This is a genomic window from Streptomyces sp. NPDC003300, assembly GCF_040610915.1.
Lineage (GTDB): Bacteria > Actinomycetota > Actinomycetes > Streptomycetales > Streptomycetaceae > Actinacidiphila.
This window is the reverse complement of the sequence record NZ_JBEXNE010000032.1, coordinates 40379-57206: the sequence shown is the minus strand read 5'-3', so window position 1 is coordinate 57206 and position 16828 is coordinate 40379. Positions and strand designations below refer to the sequence as shown.

Genomic DNA, 16828 nt, shown 5'->3' with positions numbered 1-16828 from the left:
ACACAGGTGATCTATGAACAGCCCCGCACTTCCCCCCTCTCAACCCCCCACAAGCAGCACAGGCAGCACGACCGGCACACCCGGCTCACCGGTGACATCCGTCTTCTCCCGGCGCGCGGCCCTCGGCGCGCTGGCGGCCCTCGCGGCCACCCCGGTACTGGCGGGCCGTGCCTCGGCGGCCACCGCGGCCACCGCGTCCGGCGCGAACGGTAGGAAGGCCGGTACGACGGCCGGTCCGCGCGCCGCCGCCGCGGACCCCGACTTCGGCCCCAACGTCCTGGTCTTCGACCCCTCGATGCCGATCGCCGACATCCAGGCGAAGGTCTCGGACGTCTTCCGCCGCCAGGAGTCCAACCAGTTCGGCACCGACCGCTTCGCGCTGTTCTTCAAGCCGGGCACGTACGAGGGACTCGACGTCAACGTCGGCTTCTACACCCACGTCGCCGGTCTCGGCCTGTCCCCCGACGACGTCGACATCCACGGCCTGGTGCACGTCGAGGCCGACTGGATGCAGGGCAACGCCACCCAGAACTTCTGGCGCAGCGCCGAGAATCTGTCGGTCACCCCGACCGGCGGCTCCAACCGCTGGGCGGTCTCGCAGGCCGCCCCGCTGCGCCGCGTGCACATCCGCGGCGAGGTCCCGCTGTGGAACGGCTACGACGGCTGGTCCAGCGGCGGCTTCATGGCCGACTGCAAGGTGGACGGCCGGGTCGTGTCCGGCTCCCAGCAGCAGTGGCTGACCCGGAACAGCGCGCTCGGCGAATGGGCCGGTTCCGTATGGAACATGGTCTTCGTCGGCGTGGACGGCGCGCCGCCGCAGAACTTCCCCGACCCCTCCCACACGGTGGTCGACAGCGCCCCGGTGATCCGGGAGAAGCCCTTCTTGTACGTGGACGGGTCCGGCGCGTACCAGGTGTTCGTGCCCGCGCTGCACAGCAACGCCCGCGGGGTGACCTGGAACGGCGGCGCGCAGGGCGAGTCGATCCCGCTGACCGACTTTTACGTCACGAAGCCGGGCGACTCGGCGGCCACGATCAACTCCGCGCTGGCGCAGGGCAAGCACCTGCTGGTCACGCCGGGCGTGTACGCCCTCGACCAGACCGTGGAGGTGACGCGGGCGGGCACGGTCGTGCTGGGCCTGGGCATCGCCACGCTGCTGCCGGACAACGGCATCACCGCGCTGTCCGTCGCCGACGTCGACGGTGTGAAGATCTCCGGGCTGCTGATCGACGCGGGCGCCACGAATTCCGCGGTGCTGGTCCGCGTCGGACCGCAGGGCGCCGACGGCGGCCACGCGGGCGACCCGACGCTCCTCCAGGACGTGTTCGTGCGGATCGGCGGCGCGCAGGCCGGCAAGGCCACCGTCAGCGTCGAGATCAACAGCTCCGACGTGATCGGCGACAACCTGTGGCTGTGGCGGGCCGACCACGGCAGCGGTGTCGGCTGGGACGTCAACACCAGCGACACCGGCCTGGTCGTCAACGGCGCGCGCGTCACGATGTACGGCCTGTTCGTGGAGCACCACCAGAAGACCGAGGTGCTCTGGAACGGCGACGCCGGACGGACGTACTTCTTCCAGAACGAGATGCCGTACGACCCGCCCAACCAGGCGGCCTGGATGGACGGTTCGCGGCACGGCTACGCCGCCTACCAGGTGGCGGACTCGGTCGCCTCGCACGAGGCGTGGGGGCTGGGCAGCTACTGCCTGTTCCTCGCGGACCCCAGCGTCGTCGCCGACAGCGCCCTGCTGGTGCCGAACACGTCCGGGGTGCGGCTGCACGACATGGTCACCGTCTCGCTCGGCAACGACGGGACGATCAGCCATGTCGTCAACGAGACCGGTGACCCGGTGAACAACACCAACTCCGGTATCTCCTACCTGGTGAGCTACCCGTGACCCCCTCGGAGGACGAGATGCGCGCACATGTGATCAGGAGGACGGCCAGGCGCGGCCTGGCGCCCCTCGCGGTGGCGGCACTGGTCGCGGCGGGTCTCGCCGTCGTGCAGGCCCCGGCCGCGCAGGCGGCGGGCAGCGTGGTCAAGGTGACCGGCTCGCAGGGCAATTGGCAGCTCACCGTGGACGGCGCCCCGTACACCGTGAAGGGTCTGACGTGGGGTCCGCAGCCCTCGCAGGCGGCGGCGGACCTGCCGGACGTGGCGCGGATGGGCGTCAACACGATCCGTACGTGGGGTACGGACGCGAGCAGCGCGCCGCTGTTCGACGCGGCGGCGGCCAACGGCATCAAGGTGATCGCCGGTTTCTGGCTCCAGCCGGGCGGCGGTCCCGGCTCGGGCGGCTGTGTCGACTACCTGACGGACACCACGTACAAGAACAACATGCTCGCGGAGTTCCCGAAGTGGGTGAACACCTACAAGGACAACCCGGGCGTGCTGATGTGGGACGTCGGCAACGAGTCGGTGCTGGGGCTCCAGAACTGCTACAGCGGTGACCAGTTGGAGCAGGAGCGCAACGCGTACACCTCCTTCGTCAACGACCTCTCGAAAGCGGTGCACGCGGCCGACCCGAACCACCCGGTGACGTCGACCGACGCGTGGACGGGCGCGTGGCCGTACTACAAGCGCAACACCCCGGACCTGGACCTGCTGGCGGTCAACTCCTACAAGGACGTCTGCAACGTCAAGTCGGCGTGGGAGAGCGGCGGTTACGACAAGCCGTACATCATCACCGAGGGCGGCCCGGCCGGTTCGTGGGAGGTGCCGAACGACGCGAACGGTGTGGCGGACGAGCCCACCGACCAGCAGAAGGCGGACGGTTACACCAACGCGTGGAACTGCGTGGCCGGCCACCCCGGTGTGGCGCTGGGCGCCACGCTCTTCCACTACGGCAACGAGGACGACTTCGGCGGCATCTGGTTCAACCTGGTGCCCGACGGCCTGAAGCGGCCCTCGTACTACGCGGTCAAGCGCGCGTACGGCGGGAACACCTCGGGTGACAACCAGCCGCCGCTGGTGACCGACATGACCGTGGACAACGCCACTTCGGGCGTGCCCGCGGGCGGCACGGTGACGATCACCACCTCGACCTCCGACCCGGAGAACGACCCGATCACGTACCAGGTGCTGTTCAGCAGCATCTACATCGACAACAACGGCTCGCTCACCCCGGCCGCGACCACGCAGAACGGCGGCACGCTGACGGCGAAGGCGCCGGAGAAGGTCGGCGTGTACGAGGCGTACGTCCGCGCCACCGACAACCACGGCAACGTCAGCTACGGCTCCAAGTCGGTGCGGATCGTGCCGCCGAAGCCGAACGGTACGAATGTCGCGCTCAACAAGCCCGCGACGGCCTCGACGTACCAGACCGACCCGACCGGCGGCTGCCCGTGCACCCCGTCGAACGCGGTGGACGGCAACGCCGGGACCCGCTGGGCGAGCGACTGGAGCGACCCGCAGTGGATCCAGGTCGACCTGGGCGCCACCACCGCCTTCCACCACGTCCAGCTCTCCTGGGAGTCGGCGTACGCCAAGGCGTACGACATCCAGACCTCCGACGACGGGCAGAACTGGACGACGGTGAAGTCCGTGGCCGACGGCAACGGTGACATCGACGACCTCGACGTCTCCGGCACCGGCCGCTATGTGCGCCTGACGGGCACGCAGCGCGGCACGGCCTACGGGTACTCGCTCTACGAATTCGGCGTCTACAACTAAGCGGAGAGGAGGTGCGCTCATGTCGGACACCGTTACCGGTACGGGTTCGGACTCCCGCATCGACCGGGCCCAGCCGTACGCGCTCAGCCTGTTCCGTATCGTCGTCGGGCTCCTGTTCACCTGCCACGGTGTGGCGTCGCTCTTCGGCGTGCTCGGCACGGCCGAGCTCTCGGCGGGCCGGTGGCCGGGGTGGTACGCGGCGCTGATCCAGCTCGTCGGCGGTGTGCTGGTGCTGTTCGGGCTGGCGACCCGGCCGGCCGCGCTGATCGGCTCGGGGTCGATGGCGTTCGCGTACTTCGACGTCCATCAGCACCGGGGGCTGCTGCCGATCGAGAACGGCGGTGAGGCGGCGGTCTTCTTCTGCTGGACGCTGCTGCTGATCGTCTTCTCGGGGCCGGGCGCCCTGGCGCTGGACCGGCTGCTCGCGGACCGCAGGTCGGCCGCGCGGGCGGCGCTCGACGCGCAGGAGGCGCAGGACGGGGGGAACGGCCGGCTGGCCATGCCCGCCTGAGGCTCCGCGCGGATCTCACGCGGCCTCGCCCGGCTCCACGCGGGCTCGCGCGGCTGCGCGCGGATTCGGCCGATCTCACCACGGGGAGACAGTGCCCGGGAACACCCTGGTGTTCCCGGGCACTGTTATAGGCATGAGCGAATACCGGATCGAGCACGACTCGATGGGCGAGGTACGGGTGCCCGCCGAGGCGAAGTGGCGGGCGCAGACGCAGCGCGCGGTGGAGAACTTCCCGATCTCGGGGCAGCGGATCGAGCGGGCGCACATCGCGGCGCTGGCCCGGATCAAGGCCGCCGCCGCGAAGGTCAACGCGGAGCTGGGCGTCCTGGACAAGGACACCGCCGAGGCGATCCAGGAGGCCGCGGCCGAGGTCGCCGAGGGCCGCTGGGACGAGCACTTCCCGGTGGACGTCTTCCAGACCGGTTCCGGCACCTCGTCCAACATGAACGCCAACGAGGTGATCGCCACCCTGGCCACCGAGCGCCTGGGCCGCGACGTCCACCCCAACGACCACGTCAACGCCTCGCAGTCGTCCAACGACGTCTTCCCGTCCTCCATCCACATCGCGGCGACGGCGGCGGTGACCGGCGACCTGATTCCGGCGCTCACCCGTCTGGCGGAGTCCCTGGAGGCGAAGGCGGCGGAGTTCGCGACCGTCGTGAAGGCGGGCCGCACGCACCTGATGGACGCCACGCCGGTCACGCTGGGCCAGGAGTTCGGCGGCTACGCGGCGCAGGTGCGGTACGGGATCGAGCGGTTGCGGTCCTCGCTGCCGCGGCTGGCGGAGCTGCCACTGGGCGGCACGGCGGTGGGCACCGGCATCAACACCCCGGCGGGCTTCCCGGCCGCGGTGATCGCGGAGGTGGCGCGCGCGACCGGGCTGCCGCTGACCGAGGCCCGCGACCACTTCGAGGCGCAGGGCGCCAGGGACGGCATCGTGGAGACCTCGGGGCAGCTGCGGACGATCGCGGTCGGCCTCACCAAGATCGCCAACGACCTGCGCTGGATGTCCTCGGGGCCGCGTACCGGGCTGTCCGAGATCGCGCTGCCCGACCTTCAGCCCGGCTCGTCGATCATGCCGGGCAAGGTCAATCCGGTCGTCCCGGAGGCGGTGCTGATGGTGGCGGCGCAGGTGACGGGCAATGACACGGCCATCTCGGTGGCGGGCGCGGCGGGCAACTTCGAGCTGAACGTGATGCTGCCGGTGATCGCCCGCAACGTCCTGGAGTCGGTCCGGCTGCTCGCCAACGTCACGCGGCTGCTGGCGGACCGCACGGTGGACGGGATCACGGCGAATGTCGAGCGGGCCCGCGAGTACGCCGAGTCCTCGCCTTCGGTCGTCACTCCGCTGAACCGTTACATCGGGTACGAGGAGGCCGCGAAGGTCGCGAAGACGGCGCTGGCGCAGCGGAAGACGATCCGCGAGGTGGTGATCGAGTCCGGTTACGTCGAACGCGGTCTGCTGTCCGAAACGCAGCTCGACGAGGCGCTGGACGTTCTGCGTATGACGCATCCGTAACAGTGCTTCCGTAAACTCTGTTCATGACAGCCGAAGCGGATCTCTCGACCCGCGCCGGGGAGCGCCACTTCTGGACGCCCGGCGCGCAGGTGCTGTGGCGTTACCGGGGGAACGGCACGGACGCGGTGCACATCTGCCGTCCGGTGACCGTGGTGCGCGACGACGCGGAGCTGCTCGCGGTGTGGATGGCGCCCGGTACGGCGTGCGTGAAGCCGGTGCTGGCGGACGGGACGCCGGTGCACCGGGAGCCGCTGGCGAGCCGGTACGTGAAGCCGCGGGTGGCGCGGGTCGAGCCGTGGTGGGGCGCCGGGGTGCTGAAGCTGGCGCGGCCGGGCGAGCCGTGGTCGGTGTGGCTGTTCTGGGAGCCCGGGTGGCGGTTCAAATGCTGGTATGTGAACCTTGAGGAACCTCGTCGGCGCTGGTCGGGAGGGGTGGACTCGGAGGATCACTTCCTCGACATCTCGGTCCACCCGGACCGCTCCTGGCGCTGGCTGGACGAGGACGAGTTCGCGCAGGCGCAGGCGGACGGGCTGATGCCGGCGGAGCTGGCGGCGCGTGTGCGGCGGGCCGGTGAGCGCGCGGCGGGGGTGGTCAGGGCCTGGGGTCCGCCGTTCCGGGACGGCTGGGAGGACTGGCGGCCCGACCCGGCGTGGCCGGTGCCCGCGCTGCCGCCGGACTGGGACCGGCCGCCGTCGTAGAAGCGGCGGGCCGAGCCGAGGGTAGGGCCGCGGTGCGTACGGTAGGGGGCGTAAGCGGGCGTAAGCCGTGGGGGGCGGGAGTGAACCTCCGAGCCCCTTGTTGCGTCCCTGACCCCCAACCGTAGGATCGTGCTCCGGAACACTGCGCAATTGCCGATCGCGGCCTAGAGTTTGACGCTACGTCACAGCGACGCGAACACAGCCATTCGTACAGCCATTCAGCAGCAGCCATCCAGCAGCAGTCAGGGAGGCCCGGAACGGTGGGAACCGGCGGCTACGAGCACATGGGGATCCCCCCTGCCGACGATCACGAGGATCAGGGCAGGGACCGTACCGGCCAGGCCGAGGCGTTCGACGCGATCGGCGACCGGTACGACGAAGCGTTCCCGCACAAGGACGGGCAGGTCAGGGCCGGTGAATGGCTCGTCGAGACCCTGCCCGCCGGTGCCCGTGTGCTGGACCTCGGCTGCGGTACGGGACTGCCGACCGCGCGCCAGTTCACCGACGCGGGGCTGCGGGTGACGGGCGTGGACCTGTCGGCCGGAATGCTCGCGCAGGCACGGGTGAACGTGCCCGCGGCCGACTTCGTCCAGGCCGACTTCGCCGACCTCACCGAGGGCGGGCCGCTGGCGCCGGGAAGTTTCGCGGCGGTCGCCGCGTTCTTCTCGCTGCTCATGCTGCCCAAGGACGAGATCCCCGGCACCTTGCGGGCGCTCCACGGCCTGTTGGAGCCCGGCGGCCTGCTCGCCGTGTCGATGGTGGAAGCCGATCTGGACAATGTGCCGATTCCGTTCCTCGGTCACACCATCCGGGTATCCGGTTATCTAAGGGATGAACTGCGCCATGTCGTGGTGGACGCGGGCTTCGAGGTGATCAAGGAGGATTCGTACGCCTACGCACCGGCGAGCACCGACGTGCCGCCGGAGGAGCAGATCTTCCTCTCCTGCCGACGCGCCTGACCAGGCCCGACCCGCCGCGGCCAGCGCGTGGCGCACAGACGGATGGAACGACTCGCGTGACCACGGACCCGCCCCGTACGCCCAGGAACCACGCCGCGACCCCACCGGACCCGCGTGGCGGCTTCGCCGTACCCGAGACGCCTTCGGGGCCGAGTACCGCTGCGGGCCTCGGCTCGACCACGGGCCACCACGAGCTGCCCCGCGCCGCCCGCGACTTCGAGTCGGCGCGCGGCCTGGCCTCGGCGGCCTCCGCCACACCCCCGCGCCCCGGTGGGGCCCGCCCGCACGACGAGAACGAGCCGGAGGGCAGGCCGGCCGAGCGCCCCGGGGCCGACCACCCGGCGGCCGAGCGCCCCGCCACCGACCGCCCCGGCGCGGACCGGCCCTCGGCCATACCCGGCGGATCCGCCCCCGAGACCCCGCGCGGGCCCTCGCGCGCCGTGGAGCCGCACCTGCCGCCGCTGCCGCCCATCCCGACGCACGGCTCCGGCTGGACGGCGCCGCCGGAGGGCGAGTCGCTGGCGTCGTTCGTCAGCACTCCGCCGCGCGGCACACCGCTGGAAGCGGCGGGACACCCCGGCGACGAGGATTCTGTGGGGATGCGCATCCCGATGCCCGTGCAGACCGGTCCCGAGGCCGACCGGCTGCGATACGTGGGCGCCGCGACCCGGCGGATCGCCCGCGGGCTCGACCTCGACGAGATCCTGCTCGGCCTGTGCCGCTCGGCGGTGCCCGCCTTCGCCGACGCGATCCTGGTCTATCTGCGCGACCCGCTGCCGGTCGGCGACGAGCGGCCGTCCGGGCCGCTGCGGCTGCGGCTGCGGCGCGCCGACGGCGGCCTGGAGGAGCCCGCGGACCCGCTGGCGACCGCGACCGCCCCGGTCGGCGCGGCGCCGCTGCTGCCCGCCCTGGAGTCGTCGTACGGCGGCGCCGCCGAGTCCATCGCGGTGCTGCTCGACGGGCCGCTGGCGGAAGTGCTGCGCGGCGTACGGCCGGTCTTCGCCGACTCCCCGCGCGCCGCCGACGCGCTCGCCGAACTCCTCGGCCGCCCCGACCACAGCGATGGGCCGCTGCCGGGCATGCCGACCGGGCGCCGCGCCCTGCTGGCACCGCTGCGCGGCCGTCGCCGGGTGATCGGCGCCGCGGTGCTGCTGCGGCGCGCGGACCGTACGCCCTTCGAGGCGGACGACCTGCTGGTGGCCGCCCAGCTCGCCACGCACACCGCGCTCGGCGTCGACAAGGCCGTGCTCTACGGCCGCGAGGCGTACATCGCGGACGCCCTCCAGCGCGAGATGCTGCCGGACTCGCTGCCGCAGCCGACCGGCGTCCAGCTCGCCAGCAGATACCTTCCGGCGGCCGAGTCCGCGCGCGTCGGCGGCGACTGGTACGACGCGATCCCGCTGCCCGGCAGCCGGGTGGCGCTCGTCGTCGGCGACGTCATGGGCCACTCCATGACCTCCGCGGCGATCATGGGCCAGCTCCGTACCACCGTCCAGACCCTGGCCGGGCTCGACCTGGCGCCCCAGGAAGTCCTCTACCACCTGGACGAACAGGCCCAGCGGCTCGGCCAGGACCGCATGGCGACCTGCGTCTACGCCGTCTACGACCCGATCGCCCACCGGCTGGTGGTCGCCAACGCGGGCCACCCGCCGCCGGTGCTGCTGCACGCCGACGGTCTCGCCGAGGTGCTGCGCGTGCCGCCCGGCGCGCCCATCGGCGTCGGCGGGGTGCCCTTCGAGGCCGTGGAGCTGCCCGCGCCCGCCGGGGCGACCCTGCTGCTCTACACCGACGGCCTGGTCGAGTCCCGCAGCCGTGACGTGTGGGGCGGCATCGAGCTGCTGCGCGAACGGCTGCACGACGCCGCCAGCGTGGTCTCGCCGCCGCCGCTGGAGCCGCTGTGCGACGAGGTGCTGGAGATCCTCGGCCCCGGCGACCGCGACGACGACATCGCCCTGCTCGCCGCGCGCTTCGACGGCATCTCGCCCAGCGACGTCGCCTACTGGTTCCTGGAGCCGCACCCCCAGACGCCCGGCCGCGCCCGCCGCCTGATCCGCCAGGCCCTGCGCCGCTGGGACCTCGAGGACCAGTCCGACGCCGCCGAACTCCTGGTCAGCGAGATCGTCACCAACGCCGTGCGCTACGCCGAGCGCCCCATCACCCTGCGCCTCCTGCGCACCGACGTCCTGCGCTGCGAAGTCGGCGACGACGCGCCTCTTCTGCCGCGCATGCGCCACGCCGCCCCGGAGGAGGAAGGTGGCCGCGGCCTCTACCTCGTCAACCGCATGGCCCAACGCTGGGGCGCCACCCGCTTGGGCGCGGGCAAGGTGGTGTGGTTCGAGCTCCCGATCTAGGGCCGTACGGGGGTACGGGGGTGGGGGTGCCGTCTTGGGTGGGGTTGCCGTGGGGGGGTGAACGCCCGCGGCACCCTCTTGCGTCGGCTCAGCGTCACGGCGGACCGTAAGGGGGAGCCGTCTTTCCCATGCTCACCGCGATCCCCTTTTTTTGCCGCCCTCTCGCCTCCGGCGGCTTAGACCCGGTGTCGACGGTCGATCGTGCTCGCTCCCTCGTTCCTCGGTCGCTGTGCGCGTTCTCCCTTTCAACACCGGCGCCGCCTTCGGCTCGCTGGCTACCGGCGAACCCACCTGCGCAGCGGTGCCGTAGGGGCGCAGCCCCTCGCGCGAACGCACCCCGGTGACTCGGCCACCAGCGTGACCGAGGGTCACCGTCTTGTGGCTCAGCGTGCCGACAGGCATATTCGGTGGGAAGGTGGGGAGCAGCGAGGTCATACGACTCCCGAGCGTGAGGACACTCTCGATGAGCACCCCGTACACCACCAACAACGCCGGTATCCCGGTCGAGAGCGACGAGCACTCGCTGACCGTGGGGGCCGACGGGCCGATCCTGCTGCAGGATCACTACCTGATCGAGAAGATGGCCCAGTTCAACCGGGAGCGGGTCCCCGAGCGGGTGGTGCACGCCAAGGGCAGCGGGGCGTACGGCCGGTTCGAAGTGACCAACGACGTCAGCCAGTTCACCCGCGCCGACCTGTTCCAGCCGGGCAAGCGCACGCAGATGCTGGCGCGGTTCTCGACGGTCGCGGGTGAGCAGGGCAGCCCGGACACGTGGCGGGACCCGCGCGGCTTCGCGCTGAAGTTCTACACCGAGCACGGCAATTACGACCTGGTCGGCAACAACACCCCGGTGTTCTTCGTGCGCGACACGATCAAGTTCCAGGACTTCATCAGGTCGCAGAAGCGCCGCCCGGACAACGGGCTGCGCGACAACGACATGCAGTGGGACTTCTGGACGCTCTCGCCGGAGTCCGCGCACCAGGTGACGTGGCTGATGGGCGACCGCGGCATCCCCAAGTCGTACCGGCACATGAACGGCTACGGCTCGCACACGTACATGTGGGTCAACGGCGGCGGCACGAAGTTCTGGGTGAAGTACCACTTCAAGACCGACCAGGGCATCGACTTCCTCACCCAGGCGGACGCCGACACCCTCGCGGGCCAGAACGCCGACTACCACCGGCAGGACCTGTGGGAGTCCATCGACCGCGGCGACCACCCGTCGTGGACGCTGTATGTGCAGGTCATGCCGTTCGAGGACGCGGCGGACTACCGCTTCAACCCGTTCGACCTGACGAAGGTGTGGCCGCACGGCGACTACCCGCTGATCGAGGTCGGCCGGATGACGCTGGACCACAACCCCGAGGACTACTTCGTCCACATCGAGCAGGCGGCGTTCGAGCCCTCGAACATGGTGCCGGGCATCGGCCCGTCCCCGGACAAGATGCTGCTCGGCCGCCTGTTCTCGTACCCGGACACGCACCGGTACCGGATCGGCCCCAACTACGCCCAGCTCCCGCCGAACCGCCCGCACTCGCCGGTCAACTCCTATGCCAAGGACGGCCCGATGCGGTACGAGCCGTCGAACGCGGGGGCGCCGTACGCGCCCAACTCGTACGGCGGACCGGCCGCTTCGCCGCAGGCATACGGGGAGGTCACCGGCTGGCGGGCGGCGGGCGAGATGGTGCGCGAGGCGTACGCGCTGCACGCGGAGGACGACGACTTCGGGCAGGCGGGCACGATGGTGCGCGAGGTGCTGGACGACGCGGCGCGCGCCCGGCTGGTGTCGAACGTGGCGGGCCACCTCAGCGACGGGGTGAGCGCGCCGGTGCTGGAGCGGGCGCTGACGTACTGGCGCAATGTCGACCAGTCGCTGGGCGACCGGATCGCCGGTGAGGTCAAGACCGGCTGACGCCCACCGAAGCGCAGCCCCGAGGCACGTGATCATGTCCCGTGCCCCGGGGCTGCATCGTGTCCGGGGCGGGTCCGGTGCGGGTCCGGGGCGGGTTCGAGGCTTTGCCAAGGTTTGGGTTTCCCGAAAATGTGATATCTATTTGATAGACACTTTCGGAGGAACGGGGACCCGCCATGTCGGACCAGAAACCACAGCTCGCCGTCGACGCACCGGACATGCCCGCGCCGCGGGTGCAGGAGCGACGGGCGGTGGGCATGCCCGGTCTGCCCTTTCTGCTGCTCGCACTGGTGGTGGTGGCCGGTGGGGTGGCGCTGATCGTCGCGGGGGCGGTGCACGCCAAGGACCACCCCGGTGCCCTCGCGACCACGCTGATCGTCGCGGGCGCGGTGGTCGTCCTCTGCGCGTTCATCACCCTGTTCGGCCTCACCCAGGTCGCGCCGGGCTCGGCGCGGGTGTGCCAGCTCTTCGGGCGCTACCAGGGCACCATCCGGCAGGACGGCCTGCGCTGGGTGAACCCCTTCACCAGCCGCCGCAAGATCTCCACCCGGCTGCGCAACCACGAGACCTCGACGCTGAAGGTCAACGACGCGTACGGCAACCCGATCGAACTGGCCGCGGTCGTGGTCTGGCAGGTCAGGGACACCGCGCAGGCGACGTTCGAGGTCGACAACTACGTCCAGTTCGTGAGCATCCAGACCGACACCGCCGTCCGGCACATCGCGACCAACTACCCGTACGACGCCCACGACGGCCAGTCGATCTCGCTGCGCGGCAACTCCGAGGACATCACCGAGCGGCTGTCCGCCGAGATCGCCGCCCGCGTCGAGTCGGCCGGTGTGAAGATCATCGAATCCCGCTTCACACACCTCGCCTACGCGCCCGAGATCGCCTCCGCGATGCTTCAGCGGCAGCAGGCCGGGGCCATCGTGGCCGCCCGGCAGACGATCGTGGACGGCGCGGTCGGCATGGTCGAGTCGGCGCTGTCCCGGATCGCCGAGCAGGGGATCGTCGAACTGGACGAGGAGCGCAAGGCGTCCATGGTCAGCAATCTGCTGGTCGTGCTCTGCGGTGACCGCGCCGCGCAGCCGGTCCTGAACACGGGCACCCTCTACCAGTGACCTCCTCCGCGCCCGACGACGGGCCCGACGGGGCGGGCGGCGGGGAGACCGCCGCCCGCCCCGTACGCAAGCAGGTGCTGCTGCGGCTCGACCCCGCCGTTCACGACGCCCTCGCGTCCTGGGCGGCGGCGGAGCTGCGCAGCACCAACGCGCAGATCGAGTTCCTGCTGCGCCGCGCCCTCGCCGAGGCGGGCCGCCTGCCCAGCGCGACCCGCCCCCTCCCCCGCCGCGGCCGGCCCCCGAAGCCGTCGGCCGGTACGTAGGCCCCGCCCGCCACCGGCCCCCTCCCGACACCACCGCACGGCGGCGGAAGGCAGCGCTCCGGTGCGTATACATGGTGTGTATACCCGTGGTGTACAGTGCTCCGCATGTCAATTGGGCACACCCTGCTCGGACTCCTGGAGTCCGGCCCGCGCCACGGCTACGACCTCAAGCGCGCATTCGACGAACGGTTCGGACACGACCGCCCGCTGGCCTATGGGCAGGTCTACTCGACGATGGCCAGGCTGCTGAAGAACGGCCTGGTCGAGGTGGACGGCATAGAGCCGGGCGGCGGCCCCGAGCGCAAGCGGTACGCGATCACCGAAGCGGGGATCACGGACGTCGAGACGTGGCTGACGCAGCCGGAGAAGCCGGAGCCGTACCTCCAGACCACGCTGTACACGAAGGTCGTGCTGGCGCTGCTGACCGGCCGCCCGGCCGCCGACCTGCTCGACACCCAGCGCGCCGAGCACCTGCGGCTGATGCGCGACCTCACCCGGCGCAAGTCGGCGGGCGACCTGGCGGACCAGCTCATCTGCGACCACGCCCTGTTCCATCTGGAGGCGGATCTGCGGTGGCTGGAGCTGACCGCCGCCCGTCTCGACCAGCTCGCCGCGGAGGTGGCCAAATGAACGCGTCGACCGGGCCCCGACCCGAGCCGCTGCTGGTGGCCGCGGGACTGCGCAAGGCGTACGGCCCGACCCCGGCGCTGGACGGCGCCGACTTCAGCATCAGGCCCGGCGAGGTCGTCGCGGTCATGGGCCCCTCGGGGTCGGGCAAGTCGACCCTGCTGCACTGCCTGGCCGGCATCGTGAAGGCCGACTCCGGCCAGGTGCGCTACCGGGGACGCGACCTGTCGGCCATGTCGGACGGCGAGCGCAGCGCGCTGCGCCGCGCCGACTTCGGCTTCGTCTTCCAGTTCGGCCAGCTCGTACCCGAGCTGACCTGCCTGGAGAACGTGGCGATGCCGATGCGGCTCGGCGGCGCCAAGCGCAGGCCGGCCGAGCAGCAGGCGGCGCAGTGGCTGGAGCGCCTGGAGGTCGCCGACATCGCCGACAAGCGGCCCGGCGAGGTCTCCGGCGGCCAGGGCCAGCGCGTCGCGGTGGCGCGCGCGCTGGTCGGCGGCCCGCGGGTCGTCTTCGCCGACGAGCCGACCGGCGCGCTGGACTCGCTCAACGGCGAGCGGGTGATGCGGCTGCTGACCGACGCCGCGCACGACACCCGCGCCGCCGTCGTCCTGGTCACCCACGAAGCGCGGGTGGCCGCCTACTCCGACCGGGAGATCGTCGTGCGGGACGGGAAGTCGCGCGACATGGAGCGGGTGTCATGAACAGCCGCGAACCTCACGGCACCGAGGCACCGGACCAGCCGGCCGGCGTGCGGACCTGGGCGCGCGACCTCGCGCTCGGCGCGCGTTTCGCGGCGGGCGGCGGACGCGAGGGCTGGACCCGTACGGTGCTGACCGCCGTCGGCGTCGGGCTCGGCGTGGCGCTGCTGCTGCTCGCCGCCGCCGTACCGGCCATGCTGGACACGCGGGAGCAGAAGCGGGTGGCCCGCGACACCTCCTCCGCCACGTTCATCGCCAAGCCGTCCGACCGCTCGCTCCTGGTGGCCGACGTCAGGACCGTCTACCGGGACTCGCAGATCGGCGGCTCGCTGCTCCAGGCCGAGGGGGCCAAGGCGCCCTCGCCGCCCGGCGTCGCCCATCTGCCGGGCGCCGGGGAGATGGTGGTCTCCCCCGCCCTGCGCAAGCTGCTGAACTCCACGCCGCTGCTGCGCGAGCGCATCCCGTACAAGATCACCGGCACCGTCGGGGAAGCCGGGCTGATGGGCCCGAGCGAGCTGCTGTACTACGCGGGCAGCGATCAGCTCACCGCCCGTGACGAGAACTACGGGCACGGCAACGCCACTCGGGTCACCTCGTACGGCTACCACGCCCCGTCCGAGGCGATGAGCCCGGTGCTGACGCTGCTGCTGGTCGTCATGCTGGTGGTGCTGCTGCTGCCGGTCGCGGTCTTCGTCGGCGCGGCGGTACGGCTGGGCGGCGAGCGGCGGGACCGGCGGCTGGCGGCGATGCGGCTGGTCGGCGCGGACATCCGGATGACCCGCAGAATCGCCGCGGGGGAAGCCCTGTTGGGGTCGCTGTTCGGGCTGGTGCTGGGCGCGGTGTTCTTCTTCACCGGTCGGCAGTTGGCCTCGCACTTCACGATCCACGACATCAGCGCCTTCCCCGCCGACATGACGCCGAACGCGGCGCTCACCACGCTGATCGTGCTGGCGGTCCCGGTGGCGGCCGTCGCCGTGACCCTGGTCAGCCTGCGCGGCACGGCGATCGAACCGCTCGGCGTGGTCCGCCAGGGGCTCGGCCGGCGCCGCACCCTGTGGTGGCGGCTGCTGGTGCCGCTGGTCGGCATCGGCCTGCTGGTCCCGCTGTTCGGTTCGGTCAACGGCAGCGACGCGCATGTCAACGAGTACCAGACCGCGGCGGGCGCGGTGCTGCTGCTGTTCGGTGTCACCACGGTGCTGCCGTGGGTCGTGGAGGCCGTCGTCGGACGGCTGCGCGGCGGGCCGGTCGCCTGGCAACTGGCCACCCGCAGGCTCCAGTTGAACAGCAACGGATCGGCGCGGATGGTCAGCGGCGTCACGGTCGCGGTCGCCGGGGCCATCGCGCTCCAGATGCTCTTCGCGGGCGTCAACGACAGCTTCGTGCACTCCACGGGCGCCGACACGTCCCGTATCCAGGCCACCGTCAGCGCGCCGACCGCCGACGCGCGGCAGGCGGTCGACTACACCGCGAAGGTCCGGGCGACGCCCGGCGTGGCGCGGGCGTACGGCTTCATCGACACGCGGGCCACGCAGCCGGACGCCAGCAAGCTCGGCCCCGACGCCGAGACCGCCTACATCCCGCTGCTGGTCGCCGACTGCGACACGCTGCGGCAGATGGCGGACATCGGCTCCTGCGGGGCGGGCAGCGTCTACATCGTGCCCAACAACGAGCAGTGGGGCGCGTCGTCCAACGCGGACCTGGCCAAGTACGCCAAGCCCGGCAAGCGCCTCGACCTCAACACCGGCGCCCTGCCGTACACCGGCGCTCCGCGGCTGTGGACGGTCCCGTCCGACGCCCGTTCGGTCACGGCGCGGACCGACCCGCGCGGTCAGACCAACTGGGGCGTCCTGCTGACCCCCGAGGCCGTCGACCAGTCGAAGCTGGCCGATCCCACGGCCGTCGTCATGGTCAACCTCGACGCGGGCAAGCGGGACGCGGTGGAGTACCTGCGCAACACCGGGGCCGCGCTCGGCCCGACGGTCACCGTCTCGGCCGTGAGCGACAGCACCACGCAGACGCAGTACGGCCAGTTGCGGCGCGGCCTGTTCGTGGGCGCGGCCATCACCATGGCGCTGATCGGCGCCAGCCTGCTCGTCACGATGCTGGAGCAGCTCCGCGACCGCAAGAAGCTGCTCGCCGTCCTGGTCGCCTTCGGCACCCGGCGCACCGCCCTGGCCTGGTCGGTGCTGTGGCAGACGGCCATTCCGATGGCGCTCGGCCTGGTCCTCGCCTGTGTCGGCGGGCTCGGGCTCGGCGCCGCGCTCCTGGCGATGGTCGGCCGTACGTTCCACGTCGACTGGGCGATCGTCGCCCAGATGTCGGCGATCGGCGCGTCCGTCGTCCTGGCCGTCACCCTCCTCAGCCTGCCGCCGCTGTGGCGGCTGATGCGGCCGGACGGTCTGCGGACCGAATAGGCCGAAGGGCGAAGGGCGAAGGGCGAAGGGCGAAGGGCGAACGACGCGACCGCCCCCGCGTCCGGAGGGGGGACGCGGGGGCG

13 protein-coding genes are annotated in these 16828 nt (G+C 71.7%); all 13 read left to right on the top strand.

Going from position 1 to position 16828, the window contains the following annotated elements:
* Nucleotides 1-13 precede the first annotated feature (13 nt).
* Nucleotides 14-1897, top strand: a complete 1884-nt coding sequence (locus ABZX65_RS31910; RefSeq protein WP_355347944.1) for an adenylyl cyclase — start codon at nucleotides 14-16, stop codon at nucleotides 1895-1897.
* Between the two features lie 17 nt (nucleotides 1898-1914).
* On the top strand, nucleotides 1915-3672 hold the full coding sequence (locus tag ABZX65_RS31905; RefSeq protein ID WP_355347941.1) for a discoidin domain-containing protein: 1758 nt from the start codon (nucleotides 1915-1917) through the stop codon (nucleotides 3670-3672).
* A gap of 19 nt (nucleotides 3673-3691) precedes the next feature.
* Nucleotides 3692-4183 (top strand): DoxX family protein, encoded by a 492-nt coding sequence (locus ABZX65_RS31900; protein ID WP_355347938.1) that lies wholly within the window; start codon nucleotides 3692-3694, stop codon nucleotides 4181-4183.
* A gap of 133 nt (nucleotides 4184-4316) precedes the next feature.
* Entirely contained in the window at nucleotides 4317-5702 is a 1386-nt protein-coding gene (locus ABZX65_RS31895) for a class II fumarate hydratase (RefSeq protein WP_355347935.1), read from the top strand.
* Nucleotides 5703-5725: 23 nt separating this feature from the next.
* Entirely contained in the window at nucleotides 5726-6400 is a 675-nt protein-coding gene (locus ABZX65_RS31890) for a DUF402 domain-containing protein (protein WP_355347933.1), read from the top strand.
* 284 nt (nucleotides 6401-6684) lie between these two features.
* Nucleotides 6685-7359: a class I SAM-dependent methyltransferase gene (locus ABZX65_RS31885; protein ID WP_355348005.1), complete on the top strand. Its 675-nt coding sequence runs from the start codon at nucleotides 6685-6687 to the stop codon at nucleotides 7357-7359.
* A 56-nt stretch (nucleotides 7360-7415) separates the two neighbouring features.
* Nucleotides 7416-9710 (top strand): SpoIIE family protein phosphatase, encoded by a 2295-nt coding sequence (locus ABZX65_RS31880; RefSeq protein WP_355347930.1) that lies wholly within the window; start codon nucleotides 7416-7418, stop codon nucleotides 9708-9710.
* Nucleotides 9711-10173: 463 nt separating this feature from the next.
* Nucleotides 10174-11622: a catalase gene (locus tag ABZX65_RS31875; protein WP_355347928.1), complete on the top strand. Its 1449-nt coding sequence runs from the start codon at nucleotides 10174-10176 to the stop codon at nucleotides 11620-11622.
* Between the two features lie 176 nt (nucleotides 11623-11798).
* A complete protein-coding gene (locus tag ABZX65_RS31870) occupies nucleotides 11799-12743 on the top strand; it encodes an SPFH domain-containing protein (protein ID WP_355347925.1) in 945 nt (314 codons plus the stop codon).
* Nucleotides 12740-13006 carry a hypothetical protein gene (locus ABZX65_RS31865; protein WP_355347922.1) on the top strand — a complete coding sequence of 89 codons (267 nt, stop codon included), beginning with the start codon at nucleotides 12740-12742 and terminating at the stop codon, nucleotides 13004-13006. The genes ABZX65_RS31870 and ABZX65_RS31865 overlap by 4 nt, the downstream gene beginning before the upstream one ends.
* A gap of 105 nt (nucleotides 13007-13111) precedes the next feature.
* Nucleotides 13112-13636: a PadR family transcriptional regulator gene (locus ABZX65_RS31860; RefSeq protein ID WP_355347919.1), complete on the top strand. Its 525-nt coding sequence runs from the start codon at nucleotides 13112-13114 to the stop codon at nucleotides 13634-13636.
* Nucleotides 13633-14334 carry an ABC transporter ATP-binding protein gene (locus ABZX65_RS31855; protein ID WP_355347916.1) on the top strand — a complete coding sequence of 234 codons (702 nt, stop codon included), beginning with the start codon at nucleotides 13633-13635 and terminating at the stop codon, nucleotides 14332-14334. The genes ABZX65_RS31860 and ABZX65_RS31855 overlap by 4 nt, the downstream gene beginning before the upstream one ends.
* Nucleotides 14331-16745: an FtsX-like permease family protein gene (locus ABZX65_RS31850; RefSeq protein ID WP_355347913.1), complete on the top strand. Its 2415-nt coding sequence runs from the start codon at nucleotides 14331-14333 to the stop codon at nucleotides 16743-16745. The genes ABZX65_RS31855 and ABZX65_RS31850 overlap by 4 nt, the downstream gene beginning before the upstream one ends.
* Nucleotides 16746-16828: the final 83 nt, after the last annotated feature.

Bases quoted from the DNA above. Each gene is read 5' to 3' on its own strand.
- ABZX65_RS31890 (WP_355347933.1), top strand. From the start codon at position 5,726: ATGACAGCCGAAGCGGATCTCTCGACCCGCGCCGGGGAGCGCCACTTC.
- ABZX65_RS31860 (WP_355347919.1), top strand. From the start codon at position 13,112: ATGTCAATTGGGCACACCCTGCTCGGACTCCTGGAGTCCGGCCCGCGC.
- ABZX65_RS31875 (WP_355347928.1), top strand. From the start codon at position 10,174: ATGAGCACCCCGTACACCACCAACAACGCCGGTATCCCGGTCGAGAGC.
- ABZX65_RS31895 (WP_355347935.1), top strand. From the start codon at position 4,317: ATGAGCGAATACCGGATCGAGCACGACTCGATGGGCGAGGTACGGGTG.
- ABZX65_RS31900 (WP_355347938.1), top strand. From the start codon at position 3,692: ATGTCGGACACCGTTACCGGTACGGGTTCGGACTCCCGCATCGACCGG.
- ABZX65_RS31905 (WP_355347941.1), top strand. From the start codon at position 1,915: ATGCGCGCACATGTGATCAGGAGGACGGCCAGGCGCGGCCTGGCGCCC.
- ABZX65_RS31870 (WP_355347925.1), top strand. From the start codon at position 11,799: ATGTCGGACCAGAAACCACAGCTCGCCGTCGACGCACCGGACATGCCC.
- ABZX65_RS31850 (WP_355347913.1), top strand. From the start codon at position 14,331: ATGAACAGCCGCGAACCTCACGGCACCGAGGCACCGGACCAGCCGGCC.
- ABZX65_RS31855 (WP_355347916.1), top strand. From the start codon at position 13,633: ATGAACGCGTCGACCGGGCCCCGACCCGAGCCGCTGCTGGTGGCCGCG.
- ABZX65_RS31885 (WP_355348005.1), top strand. From the start codon at position 6,685: ATGGGGATCCCCCCTGCCGACGATCACGAGGATCAGGGCAGGGACCGT.
- ABZX65_RS31910 (WP_355347944.1), top strand. From the start codon at position 14: ATGAACAGCCCCGCACTTCCCCCCTCTCAACCCCCCACAAGCAGCACA.